This window comes from Candidatus Spongiihabitans sp. (genome assembly GCF_965247905.1).
Taxonomy (GTDB): domain Bacteria; phylum Pseudomonadota; class Gammaproteobacteria; order Arenicellales; family Poriferihabitantaceae; genus Spongiihabitans.
Window position 1 is genome coordinate 90,001 of the sequence record NZ_OZ252047.1, and the last position, 24,053, is coordinate 114,053.

Annotated in this window: 22 protein-coding genes, 2 rRNA genes and 6 pseudogenes (1 of these 30 running past the window's edge); 16 read left to right on the forward strand and 14 right to left on the reverse strand. The window is 52.5% G+C overall.

From position 1 onward, the window contains the following. Positions 1–3,534 (forward strand): 23S ribosomal RNA (locus ACP158_RS00535); it begins 109 nt to the left of the window's first position. Positions 3,535–3,688: 154 nt separating this feature from the next. Next, positions 3,689–3,804 (forward strand): 5S ribosomal RNA (gene rrf, locus ACP158_RS00540). Positions 3,805–3,858: 54 nt separating this feature from the next. On the opposite strand, the pseudogene ACP158_RS00545 reads toward rrf, so the two are convergent. From ACP158_RS00545 to mobA, 4 genes and pseudogenes are all read right to left on the reverse strand, one after another. Next, a pseudogene (locus tag ACP158_RS00545) lies at positions 3,859–4,514 on the reverse strand (IS1595 family transposase). 221 nt (positions 4,515–4,735) lie between these two features. Continuing rightward, positions 4,736–5,065, reverse strand: a complete 330-nt coding sequence (locus ACP158_RS00550) for a hypothetical protein (RefSeq protein ID WP_424947071.1) — start codon at positions 5,063–5,065, stop codon at positions 4,736–4,738. 25 nt (positions 5,066–5,090) lie between these two features. Then, positions 5,091–6,071 (reverse strand): annotated as a pseudogene (locus tag ACP158_RS00555) (sulfite oxidase); the annotation flags it as partial. An 87-nt stretch (positions 6,072–6,158) separates the two neighbouring features. Further along, positions 6,159–6,596 carry a molybdenum cofactor guanylyltransferase gene (mobA, locus tag ACP158_RS00560; RefSeq protein WP_424947072.1) on the reverse strand — a complete coding sequence of 146 codons (438 nt, stop codon included), beginning with the start codon at positions 6,594–6,596 and terminating at the stop codon, positions 6,159–6,161. On the opposite strand from mobA, the pseudogene ACP158_RS00565 reads away from it, so the two are divergent. Together ACP158_RS00565 and ACP158_RS00570 are read left to right on the forward strand one after the other, a co-directional pair. Continuing rightward, positions 6,574–6,973 (forward strand): annotated as a pseudogene (locus tag ACP158_RS00565) (IS1595 family transposase); the annotation flags it as partial. The gene mobA and the pseudogene ACP158_RS00565 sit on opposite strands and share 23 nt — an antisense overlap. Before the next feature lie 117 nt (positions 6,974–7,090). Then, a pseudogene (locus tag ACP158_RS00570) lies at positions 7,091–7,199 on the forward strand (IS1595 family transposase); the annotation flags it as partial. 58 nt (positions 7,200–7,257) lie between these two features. Here ACP158_RS00570 and ACP158_RS00575 read toward each other — a convergent pair. The 3 genes from ACP158_RS00575 to ACP158_RS00585 are packed head-to-tail and all read right to left on the reverse strand — an operon-like array spanning position 7,258 to position 7,837. Beyond that, the gene (locus ACP158_RS00575; RefSeq protein WP_424947073.1) at positions 7,258–7,488 is read right to left on the reverse strand and encodes a hypothetical protein; all 231 of its coding nucleotides are present in this window, start codon (positions 7,486–7,488) and stop codon (positions 7,258–7,260) included. Then, positions 7,431–7,703 carry a hypothetical protein gene (locus ACP158_RS00580; protein ID WP_424947074.1) on the reverse strand — a complete coding sequence of 91 codons (273 nt, stop codon included), beginning with the start codon at positions 7,701–7,703 and terminating at the stop codon, positions 7,431–7,433. Before ACP158_RS00580 ends, ACP158_RS00575 begins: the two co-directional genes overlap by 58 nt. After that, a complete protein-coding gene (locus ACP158_RS00585; protein ID WP_424947075.1) occupies positions 7,643–7,837 on the reverse strand; it encodes a hypothetical protein in 195 nt (64 codons plus the stop codon). The genes ACP158_RS00580 and ACP158_RS00585 overlap by 61 nt, the downstream gene beginning before the upstream one ends. Positions 7,838–8,145: 308 nt before the next feature. On the opposite strand from ACP158_RS00585, the gene ACP158_RS00590 reads away from it, so the two are divergent. The 4 genes from ACP158_RS00590 (at position 8,146) to ACP158_RS00605 (ending at position 11,607) form a co-directional block, all read left to right on the forward strand. After that, complete coding sequence (locus tag ACP158_RS00590) at positions 8,146–9,153, forward strand: adenosine deaminase (protein WP_424948371.1); 1,008 nt, start codon at positions 8,146–8,148, stop codon at positions 9,151–9,153. A gap of 267 nt (positions 9,154–9,420) precedes the next feature. Continuing rightward, positions 9,421–9,600, forward strand: a complete 180-nt coding sequence (locus ACP158_RS00595; RefSeq protein WP_424947076.1) for a hypothetical protein — start codon at positions 9,421–9,423, stop codon at positions 9,598–9,600. Positions 9,601–9,602: 2 nt separating this feature from the next. Further along, positions 9,603–9,830 (forward strand): hypothetical protein, encoded by a 228-nt coding sequence (locus ACP158_RS00600; protein ID WP_424947077.1) that lies wholly within the window; start codon positions 9,603–9,605, stop codon positions 9,828–9,830. A gap of 472 nt (positions 9,831–10,302) precedes the next feature. Continuing rightward, the gene (locus tag ACP158_RS00605) at positions 10,303–11,607 is read left to right on the forward strand and encodes an ATP-binding protein (RefSeq protein WP_424947078.1); all 1,305 of its coding nucleotides are present in this window, start codon (positions 10,303–10,305) and stop codon (positions 11,605–11,607) included. 23 nt (positions 11,608–11,630) lie between these two features. Here the strand turns inward: ACP158_RS00605 and ACP158_RS00610 are convergent, their stop codons facing one another. Together ACP158_RS00610 and ACP158_RS00615 are read right to left on the reverse strand one after the other, a co-directional pair. Then, positions 11,631–13,505 (reverse strand): ABC transporter ATP-binding protein, encoded by a 1,875-nt coding sequence (locus ACP158_RS00610; RefSeq protein WP_424947079.1) that lies wholly within the window; start codon positions 13,503–13,505, stop codon positions 11,631–11,633. A 271-nt stretch (positions 13,506–13,776) separates the two neighbouring features. After that, positions 13,777–14,028 carry a hypothetical protein gene (locus ACP158_RS00615; RefSeq protein WP_424947080.1) on the reverse strand — a complete coding sequence of 84 codons (252 nt, stop codon included), beginning with the start codon at positions 14,026–14,028 and terminating at the stop codon, positions 13,777–13,779. Between ACP158_RS00615 and ACP158_RS00620 the strand changes: the two genes are divergently transcribed. Further along, positions 14,008–14,163, forward strand: coding sequence for a hypothetical protein (locus tag ACP158_RS00620; RefSeq protein WP_424947081.1), 156 nt, complete (start codon positions 14,008–14,010; stop codon positions 14,161–14,163). The two genes, ACP158_RS00615 and ACP158_RS00620, sit on opposite strands and share 21 nt — an antisense overlap. Before the next feature lie 183 nt (positions 14,164–14,346). Here ACP158_RS00620 and ACP158_RS00625 read toward each other — a convergent pair. The 3 genes and pseudogenes from ACP158_RS00625 to ACP158_RS00635 all read right to left on the reverse strand — a co-directional run. Next, positions 14,347–14,449: pseudogene (locus ACP158_RS00625) on the reverse strand (IS1595 family transposase); the annotation flags it as partial. A 91-nt stretch (positions 14,450–14,540) separates the two neighbouring features. Next, on the reverse strand, positions 14,541–16,400 hold the full coding sequence (locus ACP158_RS00630; protein WP_424947082.1) for a GMC family oxidoreductase: 1,860 nt from the start codon (positions 16,398–16,400) through the stop codon (positions 14,541–14,543). Next, a complete protein-coding gene (locus ACP158_RS00635; protein ID WP_424947083.1) occupies positions 16,397–16,987 on the reverse strand; it encodes a sugar dehydrogenase complex small subunit in 591 nt (196 codons plus the stop codon). Before ACP158_RS00635 ends, ACP158_RS00630 begins: the two co-directional genes overlap by 4 nt. 229 nt (positions 16,988–17,216) lie before the next feature. Here ACP158_RS00635 and surE point away from each other — a divergent pair, with 229 nt between their 5' ends. The 5 genes from surE (at position 17,217) to trpD (ending at position 21,163) form a co-directional block, all read left to right on the forward strand. Next, positions 17,217–17,999 (forward strand): 5'/3'-nucleotidase SurE, encoded by a 783-nt coding sequence (surE, locus tag ACP158_RS00640; protein ID WP_424947084.1) that lies wholly within the window; start codon positions 17,217–17,219, stop codon positions 17,997–17,999. Positions 18,000–18,065: 66 nt separating this feature from the next. Further along, entirely contained in the window at positions 18,066–18,752 is a 687-nt protein-coding gene (locus ACP158_RS00645; RefSeq protein ID WP_424947085.1) for a protein-L-isoaspartate(D-aspartate) O-methyltransferase, read from the forward strand. 27 nt (positions 18,753–18,779) lie between these two features. Further along, on the forward strand, positions 18,780–19,358 hold the full coding sequence (locus ACP158_RS00650; RefSeq protein WP_424947086.1) for a YqaA family protein: 579 nt from the start codon (positions 18,780–18,782) through the stop codon (positions 19,356–19,358). Further along, positions 19,292–20,062, forward strand: a complete 771-nt coding sequence (locus tag ACP158_RS00655) for a peptidoglycan DD-metalloendopeptidase family protein (RefSeq protein WP_424947087.1) — start codon at positions 19,292–19,294, stop codon at positions 20,060–20,062. The genes ACP158_RS00650 and ACP158_RS00655 overlap by 67 nt, the downstream gene beginning before the upstream one ends. 57 nt (positions 20,063–20,119) lie before the next feature. Then, the gene (trpD, locus tag ACP158_RS00660; protein ID WP_424948372.1) at positions 20,120–21,163 is read left to right on the forward strand and encodes an anthranilate phosphoribosyltransferase; all 1,044 of its coding nucleotides are present in this window, start codon (positions 20,120–20,122) and stop codon (positions 21,161–21,163) included. A gap of 58 nt (positions 21,164–21,221) precedes the next feature. On the opposite strand, the gene ACP158_RS00665 is transcribed toward trpD, so the two are convergent. Next, complete coding sequence (locus tag ACP158_RS00665) at positions 21,222–22,118, reverse strand: DMT family transporter (RefSeq protein WP_424947088.1); 897 nt, start codon at positions 22,116–22,118, stop codon at positions 21,222–21,224. Positions 22,119–22,206: 88 nt separating this feature from the next. Here ACP158_RS00665 and ACP158_RS00670 point away from each other — a divergent pair, with 88 nt between their 5' ends. After that, complete coding sequence (locus tag ACP158_RS00670) at positions 22,207–22,983, forward strand: N-formylglutamate amidohydrolase (protein ID WP_424948373.1); 777 nt, start codon at positions 22,207–22,209, stop codon at positions 22,981–22,983. Here the strand turns inward: ACP158_RS00670 and ACP158_RS00675 are convergent. Continuing rightward, positions 22,928–23,044 (reverse strand): annotated as a pseudogene (locus ACP158_RS00675) (NYN domain-containing protein); the annotation flags it as partial. The gene ACP158_RS00670 and the pseudogene ACP158_RS00675 overlap by 56 nt on opposite strands. On the opposite strand from ACP158_RS00675, the gene queA reads away from it, so the two are divergent. Continuing rightward, positions 23,041–24,048, forward strand: a complete 1,008-nt coding sequence (queA, locus tag ACP158_RS00680) for a tRNA preQ1(34) S-adenosylmethionine ribosyltransferase-isomerase QueA (RefSeq protein ID WP_424948374.1) — start codon at positions 23,041–23,043, stop codon at positions 24,046–24,048. The pseudogene ACP158_RS00675 and the gene queA overlap by 4 nt on opposite strands. Positions 24,049–24,053 lie beyond the last annotated feature (5 nt).

The following is a 24,053-nucleotide window of genomic DNA, read 5'->3' on the forward strand; positions in this document are numbered from 1 at the left end:
GATTTCCGAATGGGGAAACCTGGCCCTTCGGGGTCATCGCGCGCTGAATACATAGGCGCGCGAAGCGAACCCGGGGAACTGAAACATCTAAGTACCCGGAGGAAAAGAAATCAACCGAGATTCCCTTAGTAGCGGCGAGCGAACGGGGAACAGCCCATAAGTCTGGCCACGCATAGTAGAATCCGCTGGAAAGCGGAACCGTAGAAGGTGATAGTCCTGTATATGAAATGGGTGGCCGGATGAAATCGAGTAGGGCGGAGCACGAGAAACTCTGTCTGAAATGTCTTCGGACGAGGGGGGACCATCCTCCAAGGCTAAATACTACTTATCGACCGATAGTGAACCAGTACCGTGAGGGAAAGGCGAAAAGAACCCCTGTTAGGGGAGTGAAATAGAACCTGAAACCGTGTGTGTACAAGCAGTGGGAGCCTGTCTTCGGATAGGCGACTGCGTACCTTTTGTATAATGGGTCAGCGACTTAATTTTAGTAGCAAGGTTAACCGTATAGGGGAGCCGTAGAGAAATCGAGTCTTAACAGGGCGTGTCTTTAATGAGACGATAGTTGCTAGGATTAGACCCGAAACCGGGCGATCTAGCCATGGCCAGGTTGAAGGTCGGGTAATACCGACTGGAGGACCGAACCAACTTATGTTGAAAAATGAGTGGATGAGCTGTGGTTAGGAGTGAAAGGCTAAACAAGCCCGGAGATAGCTGGTTCTCCCCGAAAACTATTTAGGTAGTGCCTCGTGTTTCACTTCTGGGGGTAGAGCACTGTCATGGCTAGGGCCGCGTCTAGCGGTACCAACCCATTGCAAACTCCGAATACCAGAAAGTGCAATCACGGGAGACAGACGGCGGGAGATAAGTTTCGTCGTCGAGAGGGAAACAGCCCAGATCGCCAGTTAAGGTCCCTAAACACATCTCAGTGGGAAACGATGTGGAAAGGCTCAGACAGCCAGGAGGTTGGCTTAGAAGCAGCCATCCTTTAAAGATAGCGTAATAGCTCACTGGTCGAGTCGGTCCGCGCGGAAGATATACCGGGGCTCAAGATGTGTACCGAAACTGCGAATGCCGCCCCTATCTTCGGATAGGGGCGGCATGGTAGGGGAGCGTTCTGTAAGTCCGTGAAGGCGAGCCGTGAGGTTCGCTGGAGATATCAGAAGTGAGAATGCTGACATAAGTAGCGATAATGCGGGTGAAAAGCCCGCACGCCGAAAACCCAAGGTTTCCTGCGCAACGTTCATCGGCGCAGGGTGAGTCGGTCCCTAAGGCGAGGCAGAAATGCGTAGTCGATGGGAATCAGGTTAATATTCCTGAACCGAGTATAACTGCGATGGGGTGACGGAGAAGGCTAGGTTAGCCGGCTGTTGGATGCCGGTTTAAGCGAGTAGATTTGGACTTCAGGAAAATCCGGGTCCTTTAAGATCGAGACGCGATGACGAGCGCTTTTATTAGCGCGAAGTAATTGATGCCATGCTTCCAGGAAAAACCTCTAAGCTTCAGGTTATACACGACCGTACCCTAAACCGACACAGGTGGGTGGGGTGAGAATCCTAAGGCGCTTGAGAGAACTCTGGTGAAGGAACTCGGCAAAATGACACCGTAACTTCGGGAGAAGGTGTGCCTCTGGTAGGTGATCAGACTTGCTCTGTGAGCCCAAGGAGGTTGCAATAAAGAGGTGGCTGCGACTGTTTACTAAAAACATAGCACTCTGCAAACTCGCAAGAGGAAGTATAGGGTGTGACGCCTGCCCGGTGCCGGAAGGTTAATTGATGGGGTTAGCTGCTTGCAGCGAAGCTCTTGATCGAAGCCCCGGTGAACGGCGGCCGTAACTATAACGGTCCTAAGGTTACGTAACGCTAGCCTTAGTAAAACTGAACCATATGCGGGAAACTCCTCCAAAACTGCTCAGTACTCGTTTGACTTGTTGGATAATACGAAAAAGAAGAAATTTCTTGGCTGTACTCCAAAAATCAAGTCAGGCAGTAAAAATCTGGCAGACATGGGGACAATCCGCAGGAAAGATCTGACAGTAGCCTGTCAGAAATCCTCAGAGACTTTATGTTCGGGAGTATGATATGAAATTAGAAGCACAGTGGATCGTCGGTTTTGTTGATGGAGAAGGTTGTTTTCACATCGGCATAAACAAAAACGACACGATGACATTAGGTTATCAGGTGTTACCTGAATTTACCGTAGTACAACATGAACGAGACGTAAAAGTATTACATGCTTTAAAAACGTTTTTCGGGTGTGGGGTGGTTCGTGTGAATAGAAAGGATAAAACATCTACCAGGATGGCCTATAGAGTCAGAAATGTTAAACATCTGCTGGATATAATTTCACCATTTTTTATGACACATCAAATGAAAACGCAAAAAGGCGTGGATTTTAAAAAGTTCCGCCGGGCGCTTTTACTGATGGAGAAAGACGTTCATTTGACCGAAGCGGGTCTTGAAGAAATTCGAGAAATCGCAAATCAAATGAACCGAAAAAGAGGGTAAATACTCAAGAGAAAGTCCGACCTTGCTAGAAATAGTTAGGATTATTCGAGCGAAATTCCTTGTCGGGTAAGTTCCGACCTGCACGAATGGCGTAACGATGGCCACACTGTCTCCACCAGAGACTCAGCGAAATTGAACTTGCTGTGAAGATGCAGTGTACCCGCGGCTAGACGGAAAGACCCCGTGAACCTTTACTACAGCTTCACACTGGACTCTGAACAAGTATGTGCAGGATAGGTGGAAGGCTTTGAAGCGGAGACGCCAGTCTCCGTGGAGCCACCCTTGAGATACCACCCTTGCTTGTTTGGGGCCCTAACCGAGGCCCGTTATCCGGGTCCGGGACCGTGTGTGGTGGGTAGTTTGACTGGGGCGGTCTCCTCCCAAAGAGTAACGGAGGAGCGCGAAGGTACTCTAAGCACGGTCGGAAATCGTGCGGTTAGTGTAAAGGCACAAGAGTGCTTGACTGCGAGACAGACACGTCGAGCAGGAACGAAAGTTGGTCTTAGTGATCCGGTGGTTCTGTATGGAAGGGCCATCGCTCAACGGATAAAAGGTACTCCGGGGATAACAGGCTGATACCGCCCAAGAGTTCACATCGACGGCGGTGTTTGGCACCTCGATGTCGGCTCATCACATCCTGGGGCTGTAGCCGGTCCCAAGGGTATGGCTGTTCGCCATTTAAAGTGGTACGCGAGCTGGGTTTAGAACGTCGTGAGACAGTTTGGTCCCTATCTGCCGTGGGCGCCGGAGACTTGAGAGGAGCTGCTCCTAGTACGAGAGGACCGGAGTGGACGTACCTCTGGTGTTCCGGTTGTCACGCCAGTGGCATTGCCGGGTAGCTATGTACGGACGGGATAACCGCTGAAAGCATCTAAGCGGGAAGCCCCCCTCAAGATTAGGTCTCCCCTCTGGCCGCTCTCGGGCGGTCGGACTGAAGGGTCGTTGAAGACGACAACGTTGATAGGCTGGGTGTGGACGTGCAGTAATGCATGAAGCTAACCAGTACTAATTGCCCGTGAGGCTTGATCATATAACACCCAAGAGGTTTGACCTCGATGAGTTATATGCAACAAGCAATTTAAGAGATATGGCGCCGATGACTACCCCAAATTGTATTAACACTCTGATGACTGTTGATACACAAAATAGATAAAGCAGTTCCAGCCTGCTTTATGACCAGTTTGTCTGGTGGCAATAGCAAGCGGGAACCACCTGATCCCATCCCGAACTCAGAAGTGAAAACGCTTTGCGCCGATGATAGTGTGGGGTTTCCCCATGTGAAAGTAGGACACCGCCAGGCATTTACACAAAAAGAGCCGGCCCTTGTGGCCGGTTTTTTGTTTGGGGCTGGCACCTAATAAATCTCTTTGAGCAGTTTTTTCAGGTCTGCCAGCAATTTGTTTGGAGCGCCTATATTAAACCGCCACTCGCATTCTTTCAAGAATAAATCGAAGTGTTGCCGCGGCACGCCGTTGAATCGGCGCAAGTGTCGTTTCGCCTGATTCCAAAAGTTCTCAATGCCGTTTATAGGGTTGCGATCACGCGCGAACCGCTCGCTGTGATTGATCCGACAATGCCGGAAGCCAGCCACATCTAAAGCGTTGTAAGAACGCCAAGAGTCCGTGTATACAACGCTGTCAATCCTTATTTTCCACCGTATCACGGGCATCAACGCGCTCGCGCTGGCATCCAGCACGACCCGCGTATACACCTTCCCGCCGCGCTTTAAAATACCGAACACAACCACCTTGCCGCCTGCCCCCCGACCGCGCTTGCCCGTGCGCGCGCCGCCAAAATAACTCTCGTCCAACTCCACCTCGCCGCCAAATTGCTCGCCCCGCTGGTGCTGTTTAAGCGCGATGCGCTCGTGCAGTCTGCGGAACAATCTTGTCGTCGTATTGCGATGGATTCCCGCCAAATCCGCGACCGTTCTCGCCGTGGCGCCCGCAACGAAATATTTCATCAACCTAGTTGCTTATTTTTGCTTAATTTACAATACTTTAGATACATTTGCCAACACTAACATATAGAATGTTAGGTGCCAGCCCCTTTGTTTATTCCAAGCGAGCCGTCAGTCACCATCCCTGGCGCTGTTTCCAAGTCTTTGATTGCAGGCCGGGCTTTTATGGGCCGGCCAACCAGCCCCCGGCCCTGCCTGTGGTTTCCACTCCGCCAACTGCTGCGGCGTGTTGACATTGACAAATCTCTCCGCAGTGGTTGTTCGGTTTCAATCAGTTACTGCGATCCGGATTGTCTGCGTCAGAAGGCGGTCGCCAGTGAAGCCGGTCTTCTCCGTAATGCGTCGAGAGATACAGTAGAATTTCGGTCAGTGGCACCTCATCAATGTGCCACAATCCCTGCTCCTCCTGCATCCAAATGATGGTTTCATTCCAACTTTCGTAACTTGCGCCTTGCTGCGTAATCAATTTTGCCGAATGGCATGCGGTGCAATGGGCGATGACCGCCCGATAGCCGGGTGCGATAAAAAGCCCCGTGGCATTGTCGTAAGCGGAATCCTCCTGCGCCCGGCAAACAGTAGGCGTCGCTACGGAAAGAAGCAAGATAAATAACGCAATAAAGCCGCTTTTATGAGATGTAAACACCAACCCGATGGCAGCGATTGTTGAGGTAACCTTTGAGATTCCAGTCCGGCACCACCATAGGTTGGGCGTGTCCGTTGCGGTCTGTTGCCCGCGCCCAAATTTCGTAATAACCGGGTTTCTCAAAGCGAGTAGTAAAAGAAAAATGTTGCCAAGCGAGGCGATTAGCCGGGTTTTGCAGTTTTGCTTCCTTCCAGGTCGCGCCGAAGTCGGTCGAAATATGCGCCGTTTTCACCGCGAGGTCGCCGGCCCAGGCGTGCCCACGCACAGCAACAGCATCGCCGAGCGCATAACTCGCGCCAGTTTGCGGGCGTGTAACCAGAGACTTTACCGGCATGCTTTCAATAATGACCATGTCCTCTTTCGGCACCTTTGTCCCCGGCGCGACTGGGTTGCGCGGCACGCGGTAGGATGAGCCGGTCATCTTGGCGCCGTCGTGGACTTGATTGCGAATGTCAATGCGCGCCAACCACTTTCCGCAAGTGGAACCCGGCCAGCCGGCGGTGATGACGCGCAACGGAAAGCCGTTCAAGATATTGATGTCGCTGTCATTCATCGCCCATACAATCAAGGATTCTTGTTCCAGTGCTTTGGCGATGGGAACACCGCGCGAGATGGGGCGTTTGGCTGGGTCGCCGCTGAGATGCGTATCGGCGCCGTGGTATGCGGTGTACACGGCATTGCTGTTAACGCCGCAATACTTCAACACATCGCCAAGTCGCACGCCGGTCCACTTCGGGCAACACACAGCACCGGTGGTCCATTGGTTGCCTTTAGCCGGCGGATCAAACGCGGCGCGCCCGTTGCCGCCGCATTCGAGTTGCAGTTCGTAAGAATAGATTTTGAATTTACGTTTGAGGTCATCAATACGAAAGGTTTGCGGCTGTTCGCAAGACTCGCCGCCAATTTCCAAAGTCCAGGTGCTCGGGTTGATCTTCTCCATGACGGGCGGCACGCCGTGAATTCTATCCGAACGCGGGAAATGGCGAGCGGCGGCAAGACCTGGTTATTCCCGCCTTTCTGCGGGTTCGGCACGGGCAGATGCCGGCCGGGTTCAATCCTCTGCTGCTAATAGTTGCTCGATTTCAGCCAGTTGCTGCGGCGTGTTGATATTGACGAACATAGATTGGTTTTCGGAGAAATCCACCGTGGCGAAGGCGTGTTGTTCATGCCAGCGGTCGATTTTGCGTTCGCCGGTGGAGAGAAACTTCTCGAGGTTGCGGGCGAGGTCGCGGTGGATGAGGGAATAGACCGGTTGCATGCGCTCGCCGTCATGGGCGACGTAGTCGTCGGCGACGAAAGGGCCGTCGCACGGGATGGTCAACACCCACGGATGCGCGGCTTCGAGCAAGGCGGTGTGCATTCCCGCGAGCGGCCCTTGGTGGCCGCGCAATTTGTCCTTGATTACTTTGTAACCGAGTTGCCGATAACGCGCGAGGTTGCGGTTGGCGTTGATCAGTAATTCCGCCGTGTTCGGCCTCTTCAAATGCAATGGCCAGGTCTATACTGAATCGTGCCGGACTGCCGGAAAGCTACGCTACAAGCCATTATTCTGGGGCGCGTATCCATCGACAGCGTCATTTATTCCGACGGCTGGCGCGGCTATGATAGATTGGTCGATGTCGGGTATGGCAAACATTTCAAGGTCGCGCATGGCGCAATGAGTTCATGCGCGGGCGAGCTCACATCAACGGCATCGAAGGCTTCTGGGGGTTCGCCAAATGCCGACTTGTCAAGTTCCGCGGCATGAGTAAACATACTTTCTACTTGCACTTGAAAGAGTGTGAGTTTCGCTTCAATTATCGCCACGACAGTATCTATCGGATCCTGCTAAAATTGTGCATGGAAAAACCCCTCAAGTTATTATGACCCTAGATGATTTATGAACAACCCTATTTCCACTGCCAAAATTGTAAATGCCAATAATTATAAAGGTTCAAGATACTTTAAGGTATAGTGAAATGGTCATACCTAATTGTTCTATAAATGAAAAACAAGCATGTCATTCGTTGCCGAATTTCGGAGAACAAATTCAGGGCCATTCCACGGCTGTTTTGCCTTGATATTGAGGCTTGCAAAGTCACACAAATCACTGGCGTCCCTGGCCCGGCGACCAGCCGATTGTATACTCAAATCAGACATGTATGTGTTCACTAATACATCGCCCGTTTTGTTCCTTTCCAGTGGTGTTTTAGCGCCGCCCTCTCTGCCGTCATTCTCGCCGAAGGCGGGAATCCAGTTAAATATCTGTCACGCGTAGCGTGACTCTTTTTGGCATCCGGCTTTGCCAGACACAAACCGGCGGCTACGCCGCAAATGAGTCCGGCTACGCCGAACGGCATATTCCACTGGATTGCCCGGCCAATAATAATATGGACCGGCAATGACAAATGATAGGTAATGGTGAACCGAGAGGACAAAGGCGTGTTGAGACGCCAAAGCACACGAGAGAAAATGTCCGGCTACGCATCCTCCTGCCGTCATTCTCGCCGTAGGCGGGAATCCAGACGCGGCGAAGCCGCGATAAAAGGAGTTCGGCTACGCCGAACGGTTTAATAACTGGATTGCCCGGCCAATAATAATAATATGGGCCGGGCAATGACAAATGATAGGGCAATGGTGAATTGAGAGGACAAAGGCGAGTTGAGATGCCAATGGCACATTGAGAATAAGAAGTCTGGCTACGCCAGAGCACGTTTTAGTGTCAGGCTTCGCGTGACAATTATTTACCATTGCCCTCTCAAAAGAAATCGTCGCCTTCCGATTCACCATTGTCGCCCCAGCCCATCATTCTCGCCGCAGGCCGGACTCCTTTCAAAGAGTGTGAGTCTCGCTTCAATATGCGCCACGAAAATGGGTGTCAATATCTGCTAAAATCTATCCGAAATCGACCGCTTAAAGTATCTTGAACCATTATAAATGCCAATAATTATAAATGAAGCAGCGCTGGCTAAATCCCGCCCTCTGGCGATGATTTTGTGTGGCTAAAGGCCCCCCCCTTTCGAGAATATATCGTCGATAACCCAAGCAATTTCACCGACATGAAGAAATTTATTCACGGCTTGCCCAAAGTCGAATTGCACTGCCATATCGAAGGGACGTTTGAGCCGGAATTGATGTTTGAACTTGCCGAGCGCAATGGCATTGCATTGCCGTATTCGAGCGTAGCCGAGCTGAGGCATGCCTATGACTTCACCCGGCTGCAGGATTTTCTCGATATCTACTATCGGGGCATGAACGTGCTGCAGACCGAACAGGATTTTTTCGATCTGACCTTTGCCTATCTAACCCGGATTCATGCACAAAACGTGCGGCACACGGAAATATTTTTCGACCCTCAGGGTCATCTTTGCAGGGGCATCGCCTTTGCTGTGGTGATCAATGGCATTAGCCGTGCGTTGCAGGCGGCTGAGCGAGATTATGGCATCAGTTCTCGTGTCATCATGTGTTTCCTGCGCCATCTCGACCAGGCTGATGCGTTTAACACCCTGGAGCTGGCCAGACCTTACCGGGAGAAAATTATCGGCGTCGGTCTCGATTCCAGTGAGCGCGATAATCCTCCCGAAAAATTTGAGCAGGTGTTTGCCGAGGCGAGAAACCAGGGTTATCTGTGTGTTGCCCATGCCGGCGAAGAAGGGCCGCCGGAATATATCTACAGTGCGCTGGATCGGTTGCAGGTTCATCGTATCGATCATGGCAACAGTTGTTTGCAGGACCCAGCGTTGGTTGAACGCCTGGTTGCCGAGAAAATGCCGTTGACTGTTTGCCCATTATCCAATACCCGATTATGTGTGGTACCGAACATGACTGAACATCCACTCAAGCGGATGTTGGACCAGGGTATGTGCGTTACCGTCAACTCCGATGACCCGGCTTACTTCGGTGGCTATATGAACGAAAATTTTGCGACGGTTGCCGATGCGCTGAATCTTTCCCGCGACGACTTGGCGCAACTTACAAGCAACGCCATCGACGCGGCTTTTATCGAGACCGCGCGCAAGCACGAGCTCAAAAGCGAGTTGGCGGGTTACGTTTTGCCTGTCGTTTAATTCAAAAATGAAGCGATGAGGTTTCGAGAAACAATCAATCCCATTGAATCCGCCTTTGGCACTATTGAGCATCGGAGCCAATAATCTAAGGTTGCTTGACCAGTGATGGGATGTTGCCTATGATGTTCAAACTTGGATAATGCACACGGAAAACCGGCATCGACAAACCACTTTTGAAACGAGTATAGAATGGAAATAACAACAGACATACACCTTAACTGGCACAGAGAAAACATATATAGCGGGTAACAAGAGGAAATTTTTGATATGGCAAATGAATTAATTTACTCATTAAATGAAGAGGATGCCCAAACAGTTGCAATTGAACAATTAGGCAGGGAGCTCAGTAGCGATGAAATGTCCGCGCTAAAGGATAAGATTGCCGAAAAAATAAATTGGTTTGACGCAATTTCAAATACCCTGCTTGAGATTATGCCATCGGATTGATCTTGCCAAACACTTTAGCAATCTACAGTCGATTCACCAGAATCATTGAACCGCTCGGGTATAAAGCCAAAGAAAAAAATGATGATTTTGTAGGATCATACTCACAGATAATCAATAAATTTACCAAGGAATTTGCAAATCTGCTGTGCAAGGATAATGGAGAGATTGATTGGGACAAACTGGTTCGTTTAAACTCTGCAACAGAAAATCTAAAAGACTGGCCTGAATAGCTCGAAATTCAGATTATTCTGGTCGGATGAGAAAGAGTTAATGCCGAGAAAGTTTTAACCGGCGACAAAGGGTTGCGATGATCAGGCCGGATTGGAATCTTCGCGCGTTCCTGTTATGCAACATTCGCTTCCACCTGCACAAAATCACAGTAGGATGTTGCAATCGGTTCGCCTTTCTCTTTCATGCCTTATGCGCCATTAGTAGTGTAACAAGTTTCTCAATCTATCCACCCCCGCACATTCCTGAAAATCCTGACCCGAAGACTGTATTCGCCCTAATCGCCACGGTGGCGGGTCGCGGGTGGTTGCGACATTTTTACCCGCGCATTACACGCGTAAAAGTGTGTAAAATTCTCATTTTCATGCGCATAAAAGTGTGTAAAATTCGCATTTATATGCGCATAAAAGTGCGGTTTCAGTTATAATTCCGCCACGATCAACCGTCTCTCGGCAACTTCGAGGCAACTCCGAAATGAAACGTTTACTGACTCATCAACTGATCGATTGGCAAAAACAAGAGACGCGAAAGCCGCTGCTGCTCGACGGCGCGCGGCAAGTCGGCAAATCTTATCTTGTTGAACATATTTTTGGTCAAGCCCAATTCCGCACCGTGCATAAACTGGATTTTTTGGCAGACCGGACGTTGGCGACTTTGTTTGAGGACAGTCTTGAAGCCGATGCGATTCTCGCCCAAATCGAGATTCGTTTCAATGTCGGCATAAACCTGCAAACCGATTTAATTTTTTTTGATGAAGTCGGCGAATGTCAAGGCGCAGTGAACTCGCTGAAGTATTTCGCCGAAAAACTGCCGATTGCATATGTCTGCGCTTCGGGTTCCAATATCGGATTGCTCGGCTCTTTTCCGGTCGGGAAAGTTCACCTGCTGGAATTGTTTCCTTTTAACTTCGAGGAATTTCTAATGGCATCCGGAAAGACGAAGTTACTCAAAGCATTCAGGCGGCAAGCGCTGCAAAAAAGCGTCCACGACCAACTCTGGGCGATGCTGTTGGATTATTATTTTGTCGGCGGAATGCCGGAAGCGGTTGGCGTTTGGTTCGACGCGCAAGCAAGCGTTAATGAACGTTGCCGGATGGTCAAGGAAATTCATAAAAATTTAATCGCAGGTTACGTGCGCGATTTTGGCAAATACAGCGGCAAAATAAATGCACAACACATCGAGTCGGTGTTTCTGAATGTGCCCAGGCAATTATCCAAAAATCAGGATGGGTCGGTCAAGCGTTTTGCGTTTAAGAATATCGTTGAAAAAAAACGGCGATACAACGACATTCGAGATCCGATTGCCTGGCTGGAAAAATCCAAACTGATTTCCAAATGCCATCCGATCAGCAGCCAGCCGACGCCGCCATTGACAACACTCGCCAAAGAAAACATCTTTAAGATATTTTTCTTTGATGTCGGTTTGTTGGGTTATTTGTTGGAGATGGAATATGTGGATCAGTTGGCGCAAAAGATCAACTACAAAGGATATATCGCCGAGAATTTTGTGCAAAATGAACTTCGCGTAAGCGTGTGTTATCCCACCTATTCCTGGGAACAGGCGCGCAGTGAAATCGAATTTATTATTTATCAAGGCGGGGAGGTTATTCCGGTTGAGGTCAAAAGCGGTTCACGAACTCGCGCTAAAAGTTTGTCCGCCTATATCGCGCGATACGCGCCCGCAAAAACCGTCAAACTGGTCGGCGCGGCGGTCGGCGGCAATGACGACAACAGGATTGTGTGGCCGTTGTATTACGCGCAATATCTTCGGAAACTTTAGCGTGCAAGCGAAGCCGCTGTGATTCACGCCGCTTGGTCGCTTTGTTTTAAGTCATAGGCAAGAAATCCACCGGATTGTCGCGCCCATAATTCGCTATACAAACCACCATTTTCCAGGAGTTCATTGTGTGTTCCCTGTTCGACGATTTGACCTTCATCCATAATGATCAAACGGTCCATCTGGGCGATGGTGGAAAGCCTGTGGGCAATGGCGATAACCGTTTTATCTTCCATCAATTTATAGAGACTGTCCTGGATTGCCGCTTCAATCTCAGAATCGAGGGCGCTGGTCGCTTCATCAAGCACCAGTATTGGCGCATTTTTTAATAACACTCTGGCGATGGCGATGCGTTGTCGCTGACCGCCTGACAGCTTGACGCCGCGTTCGCCAACATGCGCCTGATATCCGATTTGCCCCCTTAAATCCTTCAGATCTTTAATGAAATCATGCGCCTTGGCTTGCCTTGCTGCGGCGATTGCGGTTTCCATAGTGGCGTCCGCATTGCCATAGCGAATGTTATCAAACACCGAGCGGTGGAGTAGCGAAGTATCCTGGGTTACCATGCCAATCTGCGCGCGCAAACTATCCTGGGTCACCGATTTGATGTCCTGTCCGTCGATCAGGATTTTCCCCTTGCCCAGGTCGTAGAATCGTAATAACACACTTACCAATGTGGATTTGCCCGCGCCTGAGCGCCCGACAATTCCAATTTTTTCTCCGCCGCTGATAGACAAGCATAAGTCTTCTATAACGCCGCTGTTGCCATCATCTTTTCCATAGTTAAAAGAGATGTTTTGGTATTCGATCACGCCCTCTCTGACTTTGAGCGGTCGTGCTTGCGGGGCATCGACGATGGCAATATCATTAGAAATGGTTTCGATGCCATCCTGGATTACCCCAATGTTCTCAAACAGCCCGGAAATTTCCCAAAGAATCCATTGCGACATGCCCTGAAGTCGCATGACCAACCCCATGGCGAAGGCAATCGACCCTGCGGTTACCACACTGGCATGCCATAACCAAATCGAACTGGCGGCCACACTGAAAAGCAGCAATGCGTTCATTATGGTTAAACAAATCGACAAGGTCGTCGCCAGGCGCATTTGCCGATAGACCGTATCAAGGAATATTTGCATTCCTTCCTGGGCATACAAATCCTCGTAATTAGCATGAGCGAACATCTTGACCGTGGTGATGTTGGTGTAGCTGTCCACCACCCGGCCGGTGACCATTGACCGGGCTTCCGCTTGCTGCATAGACACTTTTTGCAGTTTTGGTATGAAAATATACAGAATGATTATGTAACCGATTAGCCAGCCAATCATCGGAAAAGTCAAGCGAATATCGCTTGCGCCAAAAATAATAACAGCACCGGAAAAATACACGATCACATAGAGCAGCACTTCGGTGAGTTTGACAATAGCGTCACGCACGCCGAGAGAAGTTTGCATCATCTTCGCCGCCACTCTTCCGGCGAAATCGTTTTGGAAAAATTCAACGCTTTGACGCAGTAAGTATCGGTGCGCTTGCCAACGTGTGCGCATGGCAAAATTGCCCAGCAAGCCCTGATGGGTCGCGGCTTCGTAAAAGAATTTTAACAGCGGTAATACCACCACGGTTAGAATGCTTACCGCAATGATTTTTGTTTGATGAACTTCCCAAAAAGAACCTCGATCAGTTTCAACCAACCAATCAACCAGATTTCCAACAAAAGAGAACAGGTAAACTTCTATTAACGCAATTATGGTTGACAGCACCGCGGCTGCGGCGATCAAACGCCAAAATGGCTTGGCGTAGTGAACCACAAAGCCGAACAAGGAGGACGGCGGTTTTGCAGGCGCGTCCTCAGGAAAAGGATCGCTATACTGTTCAAACCAGGTGAAAATGGCGTTAATCAACTCAATAATCCTGAGCGTAAATAGTCTGAGCGTAAATAGTCCTGAGCTTAAATGGTCCTGGCTTAAATAGTCATTGTGACCATCATGATTTTGACCATGGTCGGCCAAAACTCAGACCGCGCCGCGGCGCGCGTTATTTTATAAGGTTCAAGATACTTTAAGCGGTGATTTCGGATAGATTTTAGCAGATATTGACACCCATTTTCGCGGCGCATATTGAAGCGAAACTCACACTCTTTCAAAGGAGTCCGGCTACGCCGGACGACATATTTTAACTGGATTCCCGCCTACGGCGAGAATGACGAATTAAAGAGTCGTCATTGCCCGGCTTGTTCCGGGCAATCCAGTTATTAAACCGTTCGGCGTAGCCGAACTCCTTTGCTTTGATGCCGCGCCGTTCGATGCGAGAATGACGGCAAGGCGATGGTGCTTGTTGCTTATCGCTAATGTATGAGCGTGTCCCGGCGGCTACGCCACTCTGGATTCCCGCCTGTCGGCGAGAATGACAAATAAGGGGCGTCATTGCCCGGCCCATATTATTATTGGCCGGGCAATCCAGTGGAGTATGCCGTCCGGCGTAGCCGGACTCATTTGCGGCGAAGCCGCCGGTTTGTGTCTGGCAAAGCCGGATGCCAATAAAGAGTCACGCTACGCGTGACAGATATTTAACTGGATTCCCGCCTGCGGCGAGAATGACGGCAGAGAGGGCGGTGCTAAAACACCGCCGGAAAGGAACAAAACGGGCAATGAATTAGTGAACACATACGCTCGCATTGCCCGGCGATGTGTTGTCTGATTTGAGTATACAATCGGCTGGTCGCAGGGCCAGAGATGCCGGTGTTTTGTGCGACTTTGCAAGCCTCGATATCAAGGCAAAACAGCCGTGGAATCGCCCTGAATTTATTCTCCGAAATTCGGCAACGAATGACATGCTTGTTTTTCATTTATAGAACAATTAGTTATGAGCATTTCACTATACCTTAAAGTATCTTGAACCTTTTATACTGTCATCCGGCATAAAATCATCTTGATAATTCACCTTGCGGCCAACTGTTGCCGGATGGTTTGAGCGGCCCACAGCGCCAGGGCGGCAATGGTGAAGGTGGGGTTGGACGCGCCCCCGGTCGGGAACACGCCGCTGCCGATCAAGAACAAGTTTTTATGATCATGGCTACGCTGATATTTATCCACCACGCTGGCTTCAGGCTGGTCGCCCATGCGGTAGGTGCCCATAATATGACCGGCGCCGGCGAATTCATTCACCGGCTTATGATGAATGTCCTCAGGCAACGCGCCCAGCGCGCGGAATATCTGATGATGAACCTGGATGGCGGCATTCATTCCGCGCCGGCAATACGGGTCGTCGCTGATGCCATATCTCACCTTAGGCCGGGGAATTCCCAGCGCATCCACTTCATCCGATAGCGTCACGCTGTGCTCCTTGATTGGCGTCGCCTCCACCAGCGCGGCCACGCGAAGTTGGCGGGTCAGGGTTTTTTCCAGCCGCTCCTGCAGCGCCGCGCCAAACACGCCGCGCTCGCCTTGGATCAAGTGATACGCCGTGCCATAGGGCGCATTGGCGGGCCAGGCCCAGCCATCGTTGCCCAACTCAATACGAAAGGCGGCCATGCCGCTGCGGGTGGGAGCGTCCTTTAGATTTTCAATGCCCGAGGTCGATAACGGGCCGCGGTAGGCGTATATCGGGTCTTTCACTAAGGCATAACTTAACTGAATGTTGTGATCCATCAAGTATTTTCCGACCAAGCCAGAGGTGTTGGCCACGCCGTTGGGCGCGTGTTCGCTGGCCGAGTTAAGCAGCAGCTTTGGCGTTTCTATGGCATGGGCGGCCACCACAAAAATATCCGCGCTGGCGCTATAGTCATGGTAGGCAATGTCGGCACCATCCTGTTGCCATTGCCTAAAAGCAATGCCGCTGACCTGGGCCTGGTTATCGACCGTCACCTTGAGCGCGCAGGCTTGCGCTTGCAAAGTGAATAAGTCGCCGTATTGCTCGCGGCACATATTGATATGCACCGTGGCGTCGTATTTTGCCTGAATAGGGCATACCGGAATACAACTGTTATTGCCGCTGCATTGCGGCCGGTTTTGGTAGCCGGGCGTTGCGTTGCGCGCTTGCGGCGTTGGCGAGATCAGCAACGGCACCTGCAGTCCGTCAACATCCACCGCCATGCCTTGCGCCTGTTTCATCACCTGCTGGTCGGAATAGGATTGAGCGATGGCGGGCATGGGGTAGTGGTGCGGGGGGAGGCTTTTGTAGGCCGGCGGACAAGCGCGATGGTTGCGGGGAATCCCGAATACATAACGGTCGTCGCCCGACACGCCGAGCTCGGTCGCCGCTTTGTCATACCACGGAGCCAGGTCGTCATATGAAATCGGCCAGTCGACGAAACCGAGCGGTGGCGGATGATAGGTGCTTCGCATCCTGAAATCGTTGGGCACAAAGCGCAGGCAACTCCCCAGCCAGTGCCAAGTGGTGCCGCCGACGCGACGCTCGTAGGTGCTTTTGAACCAGTCGTCGCTCACCGCCGGCGGAATGTGGCTTCGCCTGCTGCCGGTTTGCTCCAAGTAACCCTTGTACGGGCGCACAAACAAATCATCGGTTGCCGGGCGCGGCGCGGCATCGACTTGAGGGTAGGCGCATTCGGGCACACGCAAGGACGCCTTTTTGTAATTTTGGACATAGTGGCTGCGATCTTGTAAACTGGTTTTATCGGGGCCGGCCTCCAGCATCAGCACCCGTTTGCCGGCCGAGACTAACTCGTAAGCCAGCAAAGCACCGGCAACGCCAGCGCCGACAATCACCACATCGAAATGCCGCGCGCTGATTTTAGCGGCTTCAGGAAAATATTCGAACGCGGCTTGATGCCGAATCATTGCGGCTTCTCCGCCCAATATGCGTATCCGCCGCCGCCGGTCGCTGGCGGCAAAGTGCCGGCCAGTTTCCACGCCAGGGCGCCTCGATAAGATGCGGCGCTGCCGTACACAAATTGTGTTGGCGGCACAATGTCGCTTGATTTTTCCACCAGAAAACCAGCATACCAGAGCAACAGCAGGTCTCGGGCCAAACAACATGCCATGGCTTTATCGGCGGTTTTATCGACGCCGCATAACTGGGCGCAATGCTGTGGCCGCCAAATTTCCTGGTCAACCAAACTGACCAACCGCGTCCGCCGGCCGGCCGCTGTTGCTTGTAATTCCCGGAACTGCGCCAACAGGCGATTGAGCGCGCCGGGCGATTGTTGATCCAGGCGGCGCATGTATTCCAGCGATAACCGCCGATCCAACTGGTCAATCTTCCGCCCGGTCAAGATGGACGAAAGTTGTAAAAAGCGCTTGTTGCGATTTGCCGCCGGAGCATAAGACGCCGCGTTCACGGCTAACCAGTAGCCTGGCAGCAGGGCCGTGGCCATTAACGCCCGCCCGACCAGTTGCAAGGTTTGGCGTCGGTTATATGTTTTCATTGAGCATTCCCCGTTTAGGCCCGCCAAGATGCCGACCCGATTGTTTTCGATTTAAGGCGTTTCCGATTTAAGGTCGGGCGCATTTCATTTACGGTGCATTATAGCAAAACAGCAAACCGCAATCGCACGACATTCGGTTTTAAAGCGGATGCAAGATAGCATAAAATCACCCGCATCCAAACTCCACAATCCATGTGACTTTTGCTCGGCAACCCTGTATAAACCCGCCATGAAAATTTTGCTCAGCAACGACGATGGTTACGATGCGCCAGGACTATTGACATTATTTGAGGCGGTTTCGCAAGTTGCCGAGGTGATTGTGGTGGCCCCGGAAACTAACTGTAGTGGCAGCAGTAATTCACTCACTTTACGAAAACCCATCAGAGTCCACAGCCATAAAAACGGATTCATTTCGGTACAGGGTACGCCGGCAGATTGCGTGCATTTAGCCATTACCGGCATGTTGGCCGGCATGTTGACAAAGGCAATCGGCTGGCAACCGGATATCGTGGTTTCCGGTATTAACAACGGCGCCAATCTGGGCGATGATGTCATATATTCTGGTACCGTGGCGGCGGCAATTGAAGGTCGATTCCTGCGTCTGCCTGCCATAGCGGTATCCCTGGCCGGGGAAGCGCTAAAACACTTTGATACGGCGGCCCAGGTTGTTTTGAATTTGCTCGAAAACATTAATGCCCATCCAATGTCTGGACATTGCTTGTTGAACCTCAACGTTCCCGATTTGCCCTACCATCAAATTAACGGCATGGAAGTGACCCGATTGGGCGCGCGCAGCCATGCCGAGCCCAGCATCGGCGAACGCCTGGCCGGCGGTGATACTATCTACCGCATAGGCCACCCGGGTGCCGCGGAAGATGCCGGAGTCGGCACAGATTTTTACGCCGTTGATCAGGGCAAGGTGTCGATCACGCCATTGACCGTTGATATGACGCATCATAAAAATATACCGCTGATCAATGACTGGCTCAATAATATGAACCGCCGCGATTGAACCGCCTCGGCCGCAAACTGACCCCAAAAGATTTGATTATGGATTTGATTATGGCTTTAGATCATCATGGCTGACCCAAAATTTAGCCCAAAATCCAGGCGGCGCGAAGGCATCGGCATGACCTCGATGCGCACCCGGCGGCGGCTGATCGATCGCTTGCGCGCGCAGGGCATTGCCAATGAAAAAGTTTTGAGCGCGTTGCTGGAGACGCCGCGCCACCTTTTTATTGACGAGGTCTTGGCGCATAAGGCTTACGAAGACACGGCCTTGCCGATTGGCCAGAGCCAAACCATTTCCCAGCCGTTTATCGTCGCGCTGATGACTGAATTCATTTTTGCCAGCGACATTACGGTTAAGAAGGTGCTGGAGATCGGCACCGGCTGCGGCTATCAAACCGCGATTCTGTCTCAGCTTGCCGCTTGGATATTTACCATTGAGCGCATCGCTTCACTGCAAGCCGAGGCAAAACAGCGCCTGCCCGATCTCGGATATCGCAACATCAGTTACCTGAATGGAGACGGCTATCTGGGCTGGGAAAGCAACCAGCCTTTTGATGGCATCATCGTGACCGCCGCGCCTGAAGTCGTCCCCCAAGCGTTAATCGATCAGTTGTCCCAAGGCGGCCGGCTGGTTATTCCGGTGGGCGACGGCGGCGGTCAGCGATTACGCGTTATTACCCGAACTGCATGGGGATTTGATGAACAACAGCGCGAAGCCGTGCGTTTCGTTCCCATGTTAAACGGCCCATGTTAAACGGACCATGCTAAAAGATAAGATACGGTGAAAATTTTCGGCCCTCTTTACTGCAAGGTGATGCAATGGTGCAACCACCCCCAGGCCGAAAAAATTCTGGGCGGCGTCAGTTTCATCGAGTCCTCGTTTTTCCCGATACCGACCTCGCTGATGCTCGCGCCGATGGTGCTGGCAACAAGAGATCGCGCCTGGTGGTTGGCTTCCTTAGCCACAATCACATCGGTGCTGGGCGGGATATTTGGTTATCTCATCGGCTATTTTTTGTTTGATCAACTGGGCCAGCCGATACTGGAAATCTACGGCTTGCAAGAAAAATTCATCACCATGAAAGACTGGTTCGACCAGTACGGCGTTTGGCTGGTATTGCTGGCCGGGCTGACGCCCCTGCCTTATAAGTTATTCACGATTACTTCCGGCGTGCTGGGACTCGCGCTGCTGCCGTTTATACTGGCTTCGATAGCAGGTCGCGCCTCGCAATTTTTCCTGGTGGCTGGCGTGTTATGGTGGGGCGGCGAAAAAATACAACCGGTATTGAACCAATGGGCGGAATGGATCGGCTGGGGCGTATTGGCGCTCGCGCTCGCGGCATACCTGCTGCTACGCTGATGCGGCGCGCGTTCATCATCATTGCGTTGTGCGCGCTGGTCGCGTGCGCGGGCGGCGGCGGGAAAACCCCGGTCATCAACAAATCGCCCTACCGCGTCATTCCCGCCGCCACCAAAGCGCTGCCGGGGGATTCGCTATACAGCGTCGCCTGGCGGTTCGGGTTGGACTATCAAAAAATCGCCAAGTGGAATCATCTGAAACGGCCGTATGCCATCCAGCCGGGACAGGTCATCCGCTTGCGCCAGCACGCGGCGTCCGCGCCGGCTAAGCCGCCGGCAGCCGCGGTTTCGGTCAGCGTTGCCGCCCCCGCCAAAGCGTTGGCCAAGTCGCCGGCCAAGTTGCCGGGAACATGGCAGTGGCCCGCGCAAGGCAAGTTGACCGGCAAATATGCGCCCGCAACCGGCAGCAACGGCATCCAAATCACCGGAGCGGAAGGCAGCGCCATACAAGCCACTGCGGCCGGGCAGGTGGTTTATGCGGGCGAGGGCTTGCGCGGCTATGGCAAGTTAATCATTGTCAAGCATTCCCCCCGATTTTTGAGCGCCTATGCGCACAATCGCGATATCCTGGTCAAGGAAGGTCAAGCGATAAAGTCCGGCCAGCAAATTGCGCGCATGGGTAGCAGCGGCGCGCAAACCACCATGCTGCATTTTGAAATTCGCGAGGACGGCAAGCCAGTCGATCCCTTGAAGTATTTAAAGTGATAACATGCCAGGCGCATAAACCACAGAATATTGAAGCATAATATGGACCAGCATAATATCAATCTGCAATCGGCAAATCGTCGGCTGGTTGCCGGCCAGGATCTAACCCGGGACGAGATGCAATCGGTGATGACCTTGATTATGTCCGGGCAGGCAACCGATGCGCAGATTGGCGCATTCCTGACTGCGCTGATGGTCAAGGGCGAGTGCGTGGATGAAATTGTCGGTGCGGCCACCATCATGCGTGAGTTGTCGACGAAAGTGAGCGCGCGCGCGGACAAGATTGTGGATTGCGTCGGCACCGGCGGCGATGCCGCCAAACTGTTCAATGTCTCCACCGCCAGCGCGTTAGTCGCGGCCGCGGCCGGCGCGAGCGTGGGCAAGCATGGCAACCGCGCGGCAACCGGCAACTCGGGCAGCGCGGATGTGCTGGAGGCCGCGGGCGTGAACACCGCCATCACCGCGCAGCAAGTGGGCCAGTGCATCGATCAATGCGGCATCGGTTTTATGTTTGCGCCGACCCATCATTCGGCCATGCGGCACGCCATCGGCCCCAGAAAAGAAATCGGCATACGCACGATATTCAACCTGCTTGGGCCATTAACCAATCCGGCCGATGCCAAATTCCAGTTGGTCGGCGTGTTTAGCCCGCATTGGGTGCGGCCGCTGGCCGAAGTGTTCGCCGAGCTCGGTAGCGAGCATACTTTGGTGGTGTGCTCCGATGATGGGCTGGACGAGATTTCCATCGCCGCTGAGACCCAGGTTGCGGAATACAAAAACGGCGTATTCTCCGAATACCGGATTAGTCCTGAGCAATTTGGCATGGCCAAATCCAGCCTCGAATCCATCGTCGTTGCCGATGCCAACCAGAGTTTAGGAATCATTAAAAAAGCGCTGGCCGGCGAAGCCGGTCCGGCCCATGATATGCTCGCGCTCAATGCCGGCGCGACCCTCTATGCCGGCGACTTGGCGAGCTCAATTGAACAAGGCGTGCAACTTGCCGATGAAATCTTGAATAACGGCAAGGGCTTGGAGAAACTGGACTGCCTGAAAGAGGCGTCAAATTCATTCTCGGGCTCAGTGTCGAGCTCAGAGTCGTAAGGCGCGGATTGGGAGATTAAAGCCGAGCGTTGGCAACTTGCCCGACGCATCAAAAAAGTCAGCCGCCGGATTTTGACCGGATGCTGGATTTTGATTGAATAAAATAAATGCCGCATAGCACCAGGAACATGGCGATGAAAATGTTCCATGCCAGCATTTCGCCCAGCAGCAACACGCCCCAAAGGCTGCCCAATACCGGCACCACATAGTTGATTTGCGCGAAGGTGGTCGCGCCCAGGTTTTTGATCACCCTGAAGTAAATCAGCGATGCCATTGCAGTTGGGAAGAGGGCCAAAACCAGGATCGCCCACAAACTTTCCGAAGACGGGGTTGCCGCAAAAGGAGACTCAAACAGGAAAGCCAGCGGTATGCTTATCATCGCCGCAGCGATAGTGACACCGGCAGCCATTTTATAACGCGTGAAGGTCGGCTGCAGACGCACAAATATGGTGGCGAATGAATAACTTAGCGCCCCTCCGAGAACCGCCAACTGCCCCAGGATATGGTCGCCCAGGCCCAATAATGCAGGCAGCCCAACCAGAGTTATCAAGCCGCAAAACCCAAAGAAAATACCTACGGCCTTTCGCCGAGTCATTGATTCTGTTGAGACAAAGTAGTGCGCCAGCACGAAAGTGCTGATCGGCATGATGCCCATCAATATCGCGGCCAGCGCGCTACTGATATACACTTCGCCCCAACTGATCAGCACAAATGGCAGGCTGTTGCCGACTACGCCGACCACAAAGTAGAGCAACAAAGCCTGTGGATGCATAGGAATCCATTGCCCTTTGATTGCCAGATAGATGCAGAACAACACCGCCGCGATGGTCAGCCGGGCGGCGGTCAGGGTGAACGGCGCAACCGTCTCAACCCCAACCTTGATGAGCAGAAATGAAGTGCTCCAGATCACCGCCAGCAATAGCAAAAGCGCGTAGTCTGTAATACTATTGCGCATTGGTTTTTTGCCGCCTTACATTCCGCATCAACACAAAAATAATTTTTCCACTCTAATTAAGATCAGCGGCAACGATGAGTTTACCGACGTGATTGACAACCAGATTCGCCCTTTTGAGGCGATTAACGCCAACGGCTCATCCGCTTTGTTGATTGCCTGCGATCATGCGGACAATCTCATTCCCGATGAGATGGCGGGTCTTGGGTTGCATCCCGATTATCTGCGCCAGCATATTGCCTATGATATTGGCGCTAAGCAAGTGGCAATGCGGCTGGCGGAATTTTTTGATGCGCCGTTGCTGTTGGCCAATTACTCGCGGTTGGTGGTCGACTTAAATCGTCATCTGCATGATCCATCGCTGATCGCCGAATACTCCGATGGCGTTGAAATCCCCGGCAACTTGAATCTGACCGATGAAATGCGCGCCCGCCGCATCAATCATTATTTCCATCCTTACCACAATCAGTATCAGGATATGGTAAATAACCTGATTGCGAAACACAACCGGCCGATTATTTTAGCGGTGCATAGTTTTACGCCGATTATGAATGGCCTGGTGCGCCCGTGGGAAATGGGCGTGCTCTGGAATCAGGATGAAGTTTTGGCGCGGCAACTGATCGGTAGCCTGTCAAAAGTGACCGGGTTCAACATCGGCGATAACCAACCGTACCACGCCACCGACCCGCATGGGTATGCTCAGGCAATACACTCGCATGAGCGCGGCGTGGAGTTGGCGCTGCTGGAGATCCGACAGGATCTGATTGCCGATAGCGATGGTCAAATCAAGATCACCGACTTGGTTTGCCAGGCGGTCGCGCCCATTCTGAACTCAACCCATCAATGTGTTCGTGAAGATCCGGATTGATGTGAGTCCACATAGGATCTAAAATGAAGTCAATGCCTTCGCGACGGGCGAGTTTCGCTGCCGCCTGCGCGCATCGCCCAGTTCCCGGCTGCCGAGCGCACTGCCAGCCGGCTGTTGGCGGTGCCGGCGGATGAGTCCGCGCCGACGGTGCTTCGGTTCGGTGAGATCGGCAATTTGCTAAAGCCCGGCGATGTGCTGGTGGCAAACAACACCCGGGTGGTGCCGGCACGATTATTTGCGCGCAAACCCACCGGCGGACGGGTCGAAGTTCTGTTGGAGCGCATCCTTGACGGCAACACCGCGCTGGTGCAACTGCGCGCCAACAAACCGGTGCGGACGCGCCAGAGGCTAGTAGTCGGTGCGGCGAAACTGCTGGTATGCGAACGCCGGGGCGGATTTTTTGTCATCCAATGCGACCGCGACCCGGCGACGCTGTTTCATTCCCACGGCACCATGCCGTTGCCGCCTTACATCGAGCGTGCGGCGGTGGACGAGGATTTTTCACGATACCAGACCGTGTATTCCCGCGTCAACGGCGCGGTGGCGGCACCCACCGCCGGGTTGCACTTCGACCAGCATCTCATCGACCAATTGCGCCGCGCCGGAATTGACTGGGCGACGATAACCTTGCATGTCGGTGCCGGCACTTTCCAACCGGTTCGCACCGAATCGCCGGCGGCACACGCCATGCATCGGGAATGGATCGAAGTAGGGCGGCGCGCGTGCGAGCAAATCAATCGGGCAAAGTCGCGTGGCGGTCGAGTTATTGCGGTCGGCACCACCGTAGTTCGTGCGCTCGAGAGCGTCGCGTTGTCTGCGCGAACAGACCAACTGCAACCGTTTTCAGGAGACACCGAATTATTTATCCTGCCCGGATACCGCTTCCGCGCAGTGGACGCATTAATCACCAACTTCCATTTGCCGCGTTCCACTTTGCTGATGATGGTATGCGCCTTCGCCGGTTATGATAAAACCATGCACACCTACCACTACGCCATCGCCCACGACTTTCGCTTCTACAGTTATGGAGACGCGATGTTCGTGGAACGGGAGGCCGCCGGTTGATGCGC

Coding starts and splice junctions, on each gene's coding strand:
- ACP158_RS00615 (WP_424947080.1), bottom strand. CDS start 14,028: ATGACGCCCCTTATTTGTCATTCTCGCCGACAGGCGGGAATCCAGAGT.
- ACP158_RS00635 (WP_424947083.1), bottom strand. CDS start 16,987: ATGAAAACATATAACCGACGCCAAACCTTGCAACTGGTCGGGCGGGCG.
- ACP158_RS00595 (WP_424947076.1), top strand. CDS start 9,421: ATGGCAAATGAATTAATTTACTCATTAAATGAAGAGGATGCCCAAACA.
- ACP158_RS00620 (WP_424947081.1), top strand. CDS start 14,008: ATGACAAATAAGGGGCGTCATTGCCCGGCCCATATTATTATTGGCCGG.
- ACP158_RS00665 (WP_424947088.1), bottom strand. CDS start 22,118: ATGCGCAATAGTATTACAGACTACGCGCTTTTGCTATTGCTGGCGGTG.
- ACP158_RS00590 (WP_424948371.1), top strand. CDS start 8,146: ATGAAGAAATTTATTCACGGCTTGCCCAAAGTCGAATTGCACTGCCAT.
- ACP158_RS00605 (WP_424947078.1), top strand. CDS start 10,303: ATGAAACGTTTACTGACTCATCAACTGATCGATTGGCAAAAACAAGAG.
- ACP158_RS00585 (WP_424947075.1), bottom strand. CDS start 7,837: ATGGTAAATAATTGTCACGCGAAGCCTGACACTAAAACGTGCTCTGGC.
- ACP158_RS00645 (WP_424947085.1), top strand. CDS start 18,066: ATGGCTGACCCAAAATTTAGCCCAAAATCCAGGCGGCGCGAAGGCATC.
- ACP158_RS00655 (WP_424947087.1), top strand. CDS start 19,292: ATGGGCGGAATGGATCGGCTGGGGCGTATTGGCGCTCGCGCTCGCGGC.
- surE (WP_424947084.1), top strand. CDS start 17,217: ATGAAAATTTTGCTCAGCAACGACGATGGTTACGATGCGCCAGGACTA.
- ACP158_RS00630 (WP_424947082.1), bottom strand. CDS start 16,400: ATGATTCGGCATCAAGCCGCGTTCGAATATTTTCCTGAAGCCGCTAAA.